General features: G+C 54.0%; 10 protein-coding genes. 6 read left to right on the plus strand and 4 right to left on the minus strand.

Going from position 1 to position 12,974, the window contains the following annotated elements; translation table 11 throughout:
- Positions 1-709 precede the first annotated feature (709 nt).
- A complete protein-coding gene (gene tnpA, locus BJL95_RS07510) occupies positions 710-1,141 on the minus strand; it encodes an IS200/IS605 family transposase (protein WP_071156743.1) in 432 nt (143 codons plus the stop codon).
- Between the two features lie 342 nt (positions 1,142-1,483).
- Positions 1,484-3,898 (minus strand): TonB-dependent receptor, encoded by a 2,415-nt coding sequence (locus BJL95_RS07515; RefSeq protein WP_071156745.1) that lies wholly within the window; start codon positions 3,896-3,898, stop codon positions 1,484-1,486.
- A 657-nt stretch (positions 3,899-4,555) separates the two neighbouring features.
- On the opposite strand from BJL95_RS07515, the gene BJL95_RS07520 reads away from it, so the two are divergent.
- The 3 genes from BJL95_RS07520 to BJL95_RS07530 all read left to right on the plus strand — a co-directional run bounded on the left by BJL95_RS07520 (position 4,556) and on the right by BJL95_RS07530 (position 8,141).
- Entirely contained in the window at positions 4,556-5,239 is a 684-nt protein-coding gene (locus tag BJL95_RS07520; protein WP_139306164.1) for a hypothetical protein, read from the plus strand.
- Between the two features lie 132 nt (positions 5,240-5,371).
- The gene (locus BJL95_RS07525; RefSeq protein WP_139306165.1) at positions 5,372-6,658 is read left to right on the plus strand and encodes a hypothetical protein; all 1,287 of its coding nucleotides are present in this window, start codon (positions 5,372-5,374) and stop codon (positions 6,656-6,658) included.
- Positions 6,659-7,529: 871 nt separating this feature from the next.
- Positions 7,530-8,141, plus strand: coding sequence for a hypothetical protein (locus tag BJL95_RS07530; protein WP_071156751.1), 612 nt, complete (start codon positions 7,530-7,532; stop codon positions 8,139-8,141).
- A 125-nt stretch (positions 8,142-8,266) separates the two neighbouring features.
- Here BJL95_RS07530 and BJL95_RS07535 read toward each other — a convergent pair whose 3' ends face one another.
- Both BJL95_RS07535 and BJL95_RS07540 read right to left on the minus strand, forming a co-directional pair.
- On the minus strand, positions 8,267-9,223 hold the full coding sequence (locus tag BJL95_RS07535; RefSeq protein ID WP_071156753.1) for a FecR family protein: 957 nt from the start codon (positions 9,221-9,223) through the stop codon (positions 8,267-8,269).
- Positions 9,224-9,299: 76 nt separating this feature from the next.
- Positions 9,300-9,806, minus strand: a complete 507-nt coding sequence (locus BJL95_RS07540) for an RNA polymerase sigma factor (protein WP_071156755.1) — start codon at positions 9,804-9,806, stop codon at positions 9,300-9,302.
- Between the two features lie 332 nt (positions 9,807-10,138).
- Between BJL95_RS07540 and BJL95_RS07545 the strand changes: the two genes are divergently transcribed.
- The 3 genes from BJL95_RS07545 (at position 10,139) to BJL95_RS07555 (ending at position 12,952) form a co-directional block, all read left to right on the plus strand.
- Positions 10,139-10,642, plus strand: coding sequence for an RNA polymerase sigma factor (locus tag BJL95_RS07545; RefSeq protein WP_071156757.1), 504 nt, complete (start codon positions 10,139-10,141; stop codon positions 10,640-10,642).
- Positions 10,643-10,661: 19 nt separating this feature from the next.
- Positions 10,662-11,618: a FecR domain-containing protein gene (locus tag BJL95_RS07550; protein WP_071156759.1), complete on the plus strand. Its 957-nt coding sequence runs from the start codon at positions 10,662-10,664 to the stop codon at positions 11,616-11,618.
- Positions 11,619-11,881: 263 nt separating this feature from the next.
- Positions 11,882-12,952 (plus strand): alkene reductase, encoded by a 1,071-nt coding sequence (locus BJL95_RS07555; protein ID WP_071156762.1) that lies wholly within the window; start codon positions 11,882-11,884, stop codon positions 12,950-12,952.
- The last annotated feature ends 22 nt before the right edge of the window (positions 12,953-12,974 follow it).

The following is a 12,974-nucleotide window of genomic DNA, read 5'->3' on the forward strand; positions in this document are numbered from 1 at the left end:
GAAATTAATCAGCCATGTTGCTGCTGATTAAAGTCCATAGGGTACGCTGATAAATGCCGATATAGTTTAATAACGGTAACGATTCAGCTCGCGGCACATACCTGCTCTCCATCGGCCGAGGAAGTAAGCCGCCTTTTTTAAAATGCCACGATAATAGAAAAAATCAGGTAGTTATTAACGATGTTTCGCTCGACGATCGTTAAATCCGGTCCTAGCATCTGAGTCGATATTACTGGAAATGCTCGCCAAGCAAAATAATACGGTAGATAGAATAAATTCGCCGGACATAAATACAAACATTCCCGCCGTAAAGGTAATCGCGGTAAAAATATCTCTAGTTAAATTCTTCGATTTGCGCATTTTGCCCCCAAAAGGACTGTCGCTATCGATAAATACTCGATAGCCGTTAACCCCATCCCTTCACCGATCATTCAGCCGTCCTTGATGGCCTAAGGCTTAAGTTACCGAAACACGAATAAAAAGATCGTAAAAGTTAATAGTTCGCTTGTAAAGAAGATGTAAAACTGCTTGACGGATTACGTCTTTTGTCTGCCAATGTTGAATAGTTTGGCTGAGTTATTTTTCGGATAAGTCGCTGTAATGTAAATATCCCCCGGCAAAGCCGGGGGCTTTATAAAGTGAACCGCTCAAAGCGGTAAATGGGGACGCTAACGCGGCCCCTTATCAATAGCCGCCAATAGGCGGCGACTCATTGCCAAAGGTTCATTTGTTCGACTCGCTGGTCTTCCTGTTCTTGATGACGGATATACTCCCGTATCATCCTTTCGTCCCGGCCCACCGTCGAAACAAAATACCCTCGCGCCCAGAAATGTTGACCGACAAAGTTACGCTTCTTTTCACCATAAACACGGGCCAAGTGAATCGCACTCTTCCCTTTGATGTAGCCAATCACCTGCGACACCGCATATTTCGGTGGAATCGATATCAACATATGCACGTGATCCGGCATCAAATGCCCTTCCAATATTCGGCTTTCTTTCTGGCTCGCTAACCTTCGAAACACCTCGCCCAAATGCTTGCGCAACGCCCTATACAGCGTTCGGCGACGGCACTTGGGAATAAACACAACGTGATATTTGCACTCCCATTTCGAGTGGCTTAAGCTTTCGTTCTCGTCCATCAGGTTCTCCTCTTGCGTTTGCTTGGCGGCTCACGCTCTCGAGTTTCCTGATGGACTCCTCTAAATGTCAAACTCCTGCTGTCTCCCCGGCTAAGCCGGGGGATTTCTCATTTTTGGTTAAGGTGGGCGTTTTGACGGCCTTTGGGCGTAGGCTATTGGGAGCTGATGGTGTGGACATCAATTTAACCCTGAACAGAATCGGATTGTGTCCGTATGCATTGAAAGGACGATATAAGAATGCGACGGTATCGAAACGCATTGATCGATGAAGGGCCGCGACGAGCCGCAACTCGGGCCGGGTATTGCAGAATCCGGCCCCAGCGTCGGCGGAAACGGTTTGCGCTAAAACTCCACTTTCACCGAACCTAAAAACGTCCTGGGCGCGCCAGGCATCGCCTGGTGGATGAATTGGCTATAGCCGTTGGCCGAGGCGATGTATTCCTTATCCAGCAGATTCTCGACGTTGAATTGGAAGGTCACGTTGGACGGGCCGACCTTGCTCCGGTAGCGCAGCATCGAATCGACGCGGGTATAGCCGGGGATTTCGTAGCTGTTGTTGACGTTGCCTTCGCGGCTGTCAACCAAATATACGCCGGCGCCGGCGCTCAAGCCTTCCGCGCCCAGGTGGCTGAAATCGTAAGTCGACCACAAACTGGCGGTGTTGCGCGGAATGTTTTCCAAGCGGTCGCCGGTGCCGCCGACCCCGGTGAAGTCGCCGGTCAAGCCTTTGGTGACCACCGCGCCGATGTAGGTATAGGTGGCGATGACGTTCCAGGCGTCGGTCAATTGGCCTTGCAAATCGAACTCGATGCCGCGACTGCGTTGCGCGCCTATCGTAACGAAATAATCGCTGAGCGGGGCCGGCAACGGCGATTTGACGTTCTTCTTGGTCAGTTCGAAAAAGGCCAGATTGGCTTGCAATTTGCCGCTCCACCAGTTTCCTTTCATGCCGAATTCCATTTCGCGGGATTGCTCGGGATCGTAGGACGAACCGTTTAACGCAGTGCCGCTGTTGAATGCGTTAAAGCCTTTGACGAAGTTGACGTAAACGCCCAGCCAATCCAGCGGGTGGTACATCAAACCGATCCGAGGGCTGAAATAATCGTCGTCGGTCTTGTCCCCGAAACTATTGCGGTAGGTGGCGTTGTCGAAGCGGCCGCCGAGCAATAAATGCCAAGTATCGTTCCAAGCCAACTGGTCCTGCAGATAAATGCCGTACCACTCGTTATGTTCGATATTACCCAGCCTTAGCGGATCGTTCAGAAAGCCGGTAAAACCGTATTGCGGGTCGAACACGTTGATGGTCGGCACCGCGGTTCGGTAAGGGCTGCTGAAGTGTTTATCGGTCGAGTTGTAATAATCGGCGCCGAGCAACACGTTGTGTTGTATCGGTCCGGTTGCGAACCGGCCGGTGATGTCTATCGTGCCGTATTTGTTATCGAAATCCGTGGCGTTCTTCAAAAAGCCCCTGGCAATATCGCCGGAACCGTTGGTCGTTTCGTTCGACGGCGTTTGCGCGGCGGCGCTGTCTTGCACCAGCGCGGAAAACTTGGCCCGCACCTTCCAGTCGTCGGTGAAAGCATGGGTCAGCGTAATACCTTGCTGGTAGGAGCGCTTGTTGCTGTAGTCGGTTGGCTCGTTGCCGTTGAAACTCAACGGAATCTTGCCGGGAATCGCGCCGGACAGTTGCTGATCGTAGGGGATGCCGGAGTCGGCGATGCTGCGGCTGTCCTGGTAGATAAAGTCCAGATCAAGCTGGGTTTTATCGGTGATATGCCAGGTCAGGCTGGGTGCCAGAAAGTCGCGTTGATTGTAGATGTTGTTCCGGAACGAATTGCTGTCCAGATGTTCGTAATTCACCCGATAAGCCAGCGCGCCGTCTTCGGTGATTTTGTTGGTCGCGTCCAGCAGTGTCCGATAGGTATCGTAGGAGCCGAACTGTTGCTGCAGCGAGTAATAGGCGTCGCCGCGCGGCCGTTTGGTCACGACGTTGACCAGGCCGCCGGGTTGCGCCCGCCCGTACAGCATCGCGGCCGGGCCTTTCAAGACTTCGACGCGCTCGGCGTTGGCCAACGAAATCGGCATGTTGGGCGTCAGTACGCCGTCGCGATAAATATTGCCGACGCTGTTGATGCCGTTGGCAAAGCCGCGCAGATAAATGTTTTCGTTGGCGTCCGCGCCGAAGCCCCAGTTTTTCGCCACGCCGCTGACGTTTTTCAAGACGTTTTCCAGGCCGATCGCCTGTTGATCTTCGATGAGGGCTTTTGGTATCACTTGTACCGATACCGGCGTATCGAACTGCAACGTATCGGTTTTCGTGCCGGTCGTGGCATTCGGCAGTGCATAATCCTTGTTGTAGGGCGAAGTGGTGTCGTAGACGCCTTGTCCGGTCACCGTCACCGCCGGCATCGTCGCGGTGCCGTTGGACTGCGGCGTCGGCGCCGCCGGGGTTTTATCCAGCGTTACGGTCGAGGCGTTGCTAAAGCGGAAACTCAAGCCAGAGCCTTGCAGCAATTGGCGCAAGGCCTGTTCGGCGCTGAAACTCCCTTTTAACGCCGGCGCTTGAATTTGATCGGCGAGCCGGCCTTCGTAAAGCACCTGCAAGCCGCTGATCGCCGAAAACCGTATCAATGCGCTGCTCAACGGTTGCGAAGCTATGTCGAAGCTCAGCGTCGTAGTCTCGGCGGTCGCCATGCCCGGTATCGAGACGGCGGAAATCAATACTACGGCGCGGGTCAATGAGTCCTGGTAAATCATCGTGCATTCTCCATAAGTGAACGGTATCGATTACCAAGACGCCGGGACTGCGGCTCTACCCTTAGCGGCGGATGTAAAAAGTTTCGGCCGCACGTGGTAGATGGGCTACGCCGACACTCGAAGTAGGGCGGGCATCAAGCGCGACAGGGCAGTGGTCTATCGGTTGGGGCTGGAAAGCTGCTACGAGGAAAGGCCCGAGCCGATCCGGCCAAAGGGTTACATAGCGGTAAAGTGGGCAAGCCGGCGGAAACCGCGCGGGTTCGCTGGGTTAGGGGACTGGGTTCGGCCATAAGCCGCCACAGAACAATCATTGAGGAATGGCTGCAAACTGGCATATTGCCGCCGGTGGTTTTTGCTTCATTGGAAGTCCGACTGAGCACGATATGCGTGTAGATCATTGGCGTTTTTGAATCACTATAACAGAGCAATTTGGATAATATACACAAAGCATAATTCTTTGCAGTTCACAAATTTATTGTGGCTACACATTATTCATGATAGATATGTAATTAACAACTTAATAACTTGTTGATTTCACGACATGAGATTCATGGCGCACATCAACTATAAGTTCAAGCTGACTCCCCTTTGCTACGCAGTTCAGCTTTCCCTTAGGTCAAAGGAAAACGAATGGTTAGGTGCACTACCTGCGCACTCTTGATTCACGAACCATGGGATGCTTTTGTCGGGCGTGTTGGTGGGCCAGAGAAAGCTGAGGCATATGACTATGCAGCATATCTGGATCCCAAGGGTCGGGGAATGTTTCCGTTTATCGCAGTTTATTGTTATGGGCAACAACCTCAGTTTGTTCGACAGCTTGGCTCCGAATTTGATGTTAAGAGCGTAGAAGTACATGAAATGTTTGGAGAAGAACACGATTGCCAGTTTTACCAAACGGCATCGGGGCATCTAAATCTACAGCAATCAATTGCTCTGTACGAACAAAAGAGGATGGCCATGTCAGCACCAGCTAGCGTTGTTACACAGATCACTGGTGGTACATTCATTCAAAGTCAGGTGGGAACATCAGGCAGCACCCTGAATGCCTATATTGATGCGCTCCAGCTCCATATGTACACCAGCGAAGCTGAACGTGACTTGAAAGAAGCTCTAGTCAAACTTCGCGAGGGTATCGAAGCCGATAAATTATTGACGCAACCAGTAAGGTACGCTGCCGCAACGGATCTTTCAGCTTTTTCGGAGGAAATTAAAAAGCCTCCTATCGAGCAAAATTCGGAAATAAAACAATTCTTTTGGGGACGGCTTACCGAGGTCATCAAATTTTCCGCTGCACTCGTTGCACTTGCAGGCGCTGTTGCCAAACTAACGGGCATGACCTAACATGGTTCTCAAACTGATGCGCCGGATATGGCTCTTATACAGTTTTTTACCCCCCAGCTTTGCGGGGTTGTTTCAAGGTCATCGACCGGCGCACCGCTTAGTTAGGAACGTTAGGCTTGGAACCATTATAAAATGAGTCATACTGATCGAGTGCGACAAGCAATTTATTTGCTAAAAAACCTAGCTACTGAAGCTCTTATTGCTGCAACAATTGCAGCTTATTTTGAATATAAATCTCGACAAGATAAATCTTATCAAATTGAATCTGCCATAAGAGACGTTAATGAAAATAAAGAGTCCTTAATTAAGGATATTTGTAATCGGCAATACACTTACGAATTACATCTAAGGTGGACGGTCGAATCTTTAAATAACTTCATTAACGACATCGAGGGAATAAATATTGAAAAAGTAGCTGAACTAATTAAGCAAGGATTGTCGACAGATAGTATATTTGAGACCCCTCTGAAAAGAGCAGCAGCTAATCTTGGCATGCGAACAAGTGGAGTGATGGCTTGTTATAACCAAATTGTCGGCAACCCTCAGATTCACTCCGTTGAAGTCATTAGTTTAATGGGAGCTATCAGGAAGAACGTAAAAGCCGTTAATAGATGTATTTTCGTGCTTCAACACGCTATACTGAGATGGTTTATCTTTAGTTTGCAACCAATACATTTGATTTTAGCATCTGTATCTATCTTTCTGTTTATTTATATAATCAATAGCTTTATATCGCAAGAATTAGTTACGACAGATACCTTAAGAAATCAGATACTCATTGATGCAGAGCAGTTTGAAGCTATTTGGCTACAGAGATCATCTAGCTTATTTCACAAGATAACTGCAACTTCGAACCTCATTTATCAAATAGCATCAGCAATTCCGCTTATACTTTTTGTGAGCTCATTTCCGCTGTATATTATTCGAAAATTTTTGATTAAATCAAATAATGCAAGAGAAAAGATCGAAAACATCCAAAACCACCTTGGTTCTATAGCAAAAAAACTTGGGAATAATCACATTACACTGGAGATTACAATGCCGGGCAATAATACAAATATAAACATTAGCGGTGGAAGTTTTATCAGCACTCAAATCGGTACATCTAAAAGCACATTAAATAGTTATATCGAAACACTCCAGTTAGAGAGCTACAATTCTAGTGAGGAACAAGAATTAAAAGAGGCGCTTGCTTCTTTACGACGAGCAATTGAATCAGATAAAAACTTATCAGATATAAAACGTCAAGAAGCAGCTTCTGATCTAGAGAAGTTTTCTCAAGAAATCACAAAACAACCTAGCGAACAAAATAACGAGGCAAAAAAGTTCTACTGGGGACGTCTGACAGAAATATTGAAGCTCTCCGCTTCTTTATTCACTCTTGCGGCTGCAGTTGCGAAATTCACCGGAATGGCATAAAGGTCAAGTAGGTTCATTATTTTTCGCGGTACTTTAGGCTGGACAACAGCTTTAGGGTTCTTAACATATTCACTTTTGGCCTAACGTTCATGAAGCCAATGCATCATCCCGGCAAATGAAAGTTTTTCTATATCTCTAAAACAGATAATGAATGCGAATCGACAAACTTTCAGAGTAACAAGTCGGCCAAAAGTGGCTCGCACCTTACTTACCGTAACTTTAAATGGCAGCTCATTGGTTACCTGCCGACATTGAGCGTAAAGCTTCGAGTGTCAACTAGGGGTCGTTAGCTGCCAACTAAACTTCCTAAACGCAACGAGCCGCAATCATAGCGCATGGAAAAATGTCTGCCCGAAGTGTTTAGCGGCTATTCTATGCTGTTTTTAATTTATAGACTATCCTTTCAAACGCTCAAGGAGGGCGCGCCTCTGCTAATCCACTAGCTTTTCCGCTTAAGTTAGCTCGCTGGCGAGCGAATAGGCGCGCATCTCAACGCGGCTGGCGGTAAGCCGCTTTGCTTGCCCGTCCCGGAACGGTTTTTACACGTGTTTCCAACGTTGGGGGAAAACCGCTGCAGGCCACGGCTGGCAAGGCTTCCGGCGATTCGGGTTTCACGGAGCTGTAGAATCACGACACGGAAGCCTGGAAGGACGTCACGGAAGGTTGGAAGGACGTCACGGAACTTTGGAAGCATGTCACGGAAGCCTGGAAACACGTCACGGAACTTTAGAAGCACGTCACTGGACAGCGGAAGGACGTGTTTCCAACATAAAAACACGGCACGGAAACGCCGATACCCTCGTCGCGGGCGTTGCCGGTGGCGAAACTGGAGTAGGTGGGCGGATTCAATTCATTCATCGAGGAATTTAACATGCCCAAATCCACGTTTATCCCGAACGCCGATCACGACTTTCTGGCCTGGTTCGACCATTTCCTGGCCAATCTGAAACCCGAACACGGCGTGGCGGATGCCGACTTGGCGGCGCTAACGGCGGCGAACGCCGATTTTCACGATAAGTCGCGGCTGGCCGGCAATGCCGCCGCGCTCGCCAAGCAGGCCACCGCCGACAAGAGCGACAGTCGTAAAGCATCCGAAAACCTGATTCGGGCGGAAGTGCGGCGCATTAAGGCGCGCGCCAATTACACCGACGGTATCGGTGCGCAATTGGGTATCGACAGCAGCAGCCGGGCTGGCGATCTGTCCACGGCCAACCCCAAATTGAGCGGCAACGATCAAACCGGTGGGGTGGTGGTACTGAGTTTTGTGAAGCACCGCAGCGATGGCGTGAATCTCTATTGCCAGCGCGACATCGACACCGACTGGGTGTTGCTGGGCCGCGCCACCGTCTCGCCCTTCGTCGATCGCCGGCCGCTGCTGACGCCCGGCAAGCCGGAACTGCGCCGCTACACCGCCGTGTTCATGTCCAAGGACCAGGAAGTCGGTCAATACAGTCAGGAACTGGTGGTGAATTGCGCGCCCTGAGCGCCGGGGGCATTTATTAACCCGGCCCTATTTATCACTGGTATCCGTTCGGGCTGATCTTGTCGGGCGAAGCACTGTAGCGCGCCCATCGACAGGCTCAGGGCAAACGGTATTTAAAGGCCGGGTTAGTAATACAGCAACACCCAATCGCCCGGTAAATGCGCGGCTTGCGCGTTGAGAGTGGCTTGCAAGGCGTCGACGATGGCTTGCGGGTCGCCGAGGTTGAACACGCCGCTGACGATGCGTCCGCCCAGTTCGCCGCTGACCGCGACGATGCGGCCCGCGCGGTAGCGGTTGACTTCGGCCAACACCTCGCTCAACGGCTGCTGCTGGAATACAACTTGGCGGCGGCGCCAGGCTAGGCTGTCGTCGTTGGTCAGGCGTTGCGGGGCTTGCAAGCGGCCTTGCTTGAATTCGATGCGCTGCATCGCGCGCACCGCTTGCGCGCCCACGCCGTCGCCGACTTCCACGGTGCCTTCGGCGACGGTCACGGCCAAGTCCGCGCCGGACTTTTTTACGCCATAGGCGGTGCCGACCGCGCGGGCTTCGGCATGGCCGCCGTCCACGATAAAGGGTTTGGCTGGGTCGGGCGCCACTTCGAAAAACGCTTCGCCGCGCAGCAACACGACGCGTCGTTCGCGGGCGCCGAACCGGATCGCTAGCGCGGTGTCGGTATTCAACATGATTCGCGAGCCGTCCGCCAGCGTCACATTGGTTTGCTGTCCGGGGCCGGTGCGGTAGTCGCTCCGCCAATCCTGAATCCGCGCCGGCAACAGCCAGGCCATCATGAGCAGCGCCGCGCTCGCGCCGGCCAGATAGCGGCGGAATGGGATTGCGGCTCTCGGGGGCGGCGATGGGGCAGGGCGGGATTCCGCTTGCAGGCGTTCGGCCACCCGTTCCGCCGGCAATTGCAGCAAACTCCACAATTGGCGGGTGCGCTCGTAGGCCTGCGCATGGCGTTGATCCGCCGCATACCAGGCCTGAAATCGGCGGCGCTCGTCGTCGCTGGCGTCGGCGTCTTGCAGGCGGGCGAACCAGGCATCGGCTTGGTCGGCGATCGATCGCGGGTGTTGGTCGGACATGCGCTGGGCGGCTCGGAAATGACGGTAACGAAATAATGCCAGTTTTACTCGGCAAGCGGAAACGGACGGCGGCAGCTCACAACCAATCCATGCGTTCCTTTAATAATTTGATCGCTTTGTACATGTGAGCTTCGACCGTGCGCGGCGAAATGTTTAGTTCGTCGGCGATTTCGGCGTAGCTCTTGCCGTCGACCCGACAGGCTAGAAACACGGTCCGGCATTGTTGCGGCAGCGCGTAGATAAAGCGTTCCATCCTGGCCAGTTGCTGTTGCGCGGCGACGGCGGAATCCGGTTGCGGCGCCCGGCAAGCGATCGAGTCTTCGACAGGTCCGTAGTCGCGGGCTTCGGAGCGGGCCAGGCCGCGCAAATAATCCAGAGCCAGATTATTGGCTATCCGGAACAAAAACGCCCGCAAATCCAGAATTTCTTCACCGCCGCGGTATCTGGCGATACGCAAATAGGTTTCCTGGGTCAAGTCGTCCGCCGCGGTCGGACAACTGACTTTGCGGGCCAAGAATTGGCGGATTTCGCTTTGGTGGCGTAAAAACGCGTCCAGCAATAGGGGTTCGCTAACCGTGGACATGCAGTTCGAATCGGCAATGGAATGGTCGCTTTCAGCAAATTACAGGCCACTTTTTGTGGTCGGCGAGCGCCAGATAGAGCCTGTACCCGGAGATCAGCTGGAGCGTTGCAAACAAAAAAGTGCGGCATATGACGTATCGAGTGCGTGATATGCCGTATTTTTTTATTTAGGATCGGGCCTCAGGTCGACCAAACCGGACCGGTCAAAAAACTCGGTTAGCCCGGTAACCACGGGTTATCGTGGGTCGATGGATTGACGTCGGCATCGAAGCGGGTGAGTGGCTTGGCTTTTGCTATATTATCCGCCTGGTTTCTCCGATCTTCTCGCCGACCATGACTATCAAAAGCCTTTTCGAGCAATTGTTTCAAAGTCATTCCAAGGAATTGGTGTACTTCGCCGGTCAGCGCGCCGCCGAGGTGGCGGAAGATGTGGTGCAGGAGTCGTTTCTAAGATTGATGCAGCATCCCGAGCCGCAAACCATCGAAAATCATCGCGCGTATCTTTACAAATTGACCGGCAATGCGCTGATCGATTACCAGCGCAAGCTCGCGGTCCGCGAACGTTACCACGGCGAAGTCGAGGACTTGGATAGCCTGCCGGCGGATGCGCCGGGTCCGGATGTCAGCCTGCACCACCAACAAATTCTGCAGGGCGTCATGCGCGCGTTGGACGAGCTGCCGCCGCTGCAACGCAGCATCTTCCTGTTGCATCGCGTCGACGGACTGACCTACCTGCAAATCGGCAAACTGCTCAGGATGTCGCGCAGCAACGTCGAACGCCAATTTTACGCGGCGCTGGAACACTGCTTTGCGGCCGCGTTGGCCGGCAAACGTTGAATTCTTAGGTTGTGCCGTCATGAGCCTCGCCAGTCTGACCGAATCTCAACGCCAAGCTCTGCAATGGTTGTCGCGCTTGCGCGGCGACGCGGACGAAACCGAACGCCGGCAATTCGAAGATTGGCTCGGCGGCTCGCCGGAACATGCCGAGGCTTACCAACAAGTTCAACAATTCTGGCAACAGCTTGGCGATTTACCCGATGTGGCCGGCAAGCAGCTGGACGCCGCGCGTGGCTTCGTTCGCCATAGCCAGTTGGCCCGCCGACGGCGCAATGCCGCTTTGATCGCCGTCGGGTTCGCCGTTGCGTTGGGTTTTCAGTACCCGGAACCCTTACAAAAATTGGCGGCCGCTCGTTACCAAACCGACATTGGCCAGCGCCGGACCCTGGCCTTGGCCGATGGCGGCCGCATCGAACTGAATACCGCGACGCGATTGCGGATCGACCGTTTCGGCGCGCGCACGGTCTGGCTGGAGCAGGGCGAAGCTTGGTTCAGCGTCGCTCACGATGCCGAGCACCCTTTCGAAGTGCGGGTGGGCGCCGGGCGTATCCGCGACGTCGGCACGCAATTCAACGTCGAGATCGACCGCGAGAACACGACGGTCGCGGTGGTCGAAGGCGAAGTGGCGTTGAGCGTGCCCGGTAAGCCGGCGCTGGCGCTGACGGCCGGTCTGCAAGCCGGTTTTAGCGCCGACGGAAATCTGCGGGCGCCCAGTGTCGCCGACGCCGCCAGCGGCGCTTGGCGCGACGGTACGCTGATCTTCAAACGCCAACCCTTGCCGGAAGTGTTGCGCCAACTGTCGCGCTATCACGCGGTCCAATTCAAGCTGACGGACAGCCAATTGCAAACCGTGACGGTTAGCGGCCGCTTTTCCACGTCCGATTTGAACGAGAGTTTAAGCACCTTGCAAAACGGTTTGGCGGCGCGGATTGTCAGGGAAGGGGATGGCACGATCCTAATCAGCGCCAAGCAATGACCCTAAAAAGAGCAGTTTGGCGATGAAAAATCCCGTTCGTCCTGAGCTTGTCGAAGGGCGCGCGGGACTTTTCATTCACCCGTTTGGTGAGTGTATTGCGAGCCGTCCATGCTTCGACATTGCTCAGCACGAACGGCCCGCAATACACGCCAACTGCCCTTTTTAGGATGACGGACCAGGGCCGTCGCTAACCGAACCAGTCTAGTGCTTCGCTTCGCGGCGGCCCTGGTATCATGAGGGATTTAACCGCTCAGGAGCCGCGCATGAATCCCTTGTTCGATCCCATCCGTATCGGCGACATTGAATTGCCCAACCGCATCGTGATGGCGCCGCTGACCCGCTGCCGCGCCAGCGCCGGCCGCGTGCCGAATGCGCTGATGGCGGACTATTACGCTCAACGAGCGAGTGCCGGCCTGATCATCAGCGAAGCCACTTGCGTTAGCCCGCAAGGCGTCGGCTACCCGGATACGCCGGGCATCTGGTCGCCGGAACAAATCGACGGCTGGCGCGGCGTGACCGACGCGGTACACGCCGCCGGCGGGTGCATGTTGTTGCAACTGTGGCATGTCGGCCGGATTTCCGATCCGTATTATCTGGACGGCGCATTGCCGGTCGCGCCCAGCGCGATTGCCGCGCCAGGTCACGTCAGCCTGCTACGGCCGATGCGCGATTACGTGACGCCGCGAGCCTTGGCGTTGGACGAAATTCCCGCAATTATCGAAGCGTTTCGCCAAGGCGCGGCCAATGCCGAACTGGCCGGTTTCGACGGCGTCGAAATTCACGCCGCCAACGGCTATTTGCTCGATCAATTCCTGCAAGACAGCACCAATCGCCGTGACGATGCCTACGGCGGACCGGTGGAAAACCGCGCTCGTTTGCTGCTGGAAGTGGCCGACGCGGCGATTTCGGTGTGGGGCGCCGGCCGGGTTGGCGTGCATCTGTCGCCGCGTTGCGACATGCACGGTATGGGCGACGCCAACCCGCTGGCGACCTTCGCTTACGTCGCGGAACAATTGGGCCAACGCAAGCTTGCCTTCATCTTTACCCGCGAAGCGCAAGGTCCGGACGCGATCAGTCCGGCGTTGAAACGCCGTTTCGGCGGCGCGCTGATCGCCAACGAAAATTTCACGGCCGAAAGCGCGGTACAAGCCATCGCCGATGGCGATGCCGACGCGGTGTCGTTCGGCAAACACTTCATCGCCAACCCGGACCTACCGCGCCGCATAGCACTCGGCGCGCCGTTGACCCCGTTCGACGCCGCGACCTTCTATCTGTACGGCGACGAAGGTCCGAGCAAGGGCTATACGGATTATCCGGTGTTGGCCGCCGACTGACGGGACGCAATATTGCCGATCG

The organism is Methylomonas sp. LWB (genome assembly GCF_001856095.1).
Taxonomy (GTDB): domain Bacteria; phylum Pseudomonadota; class Gammaproteobacteria; order Methylococcales; family Methylomonadaceae; genus Methylomonas; species Methylomonas koyamae_A.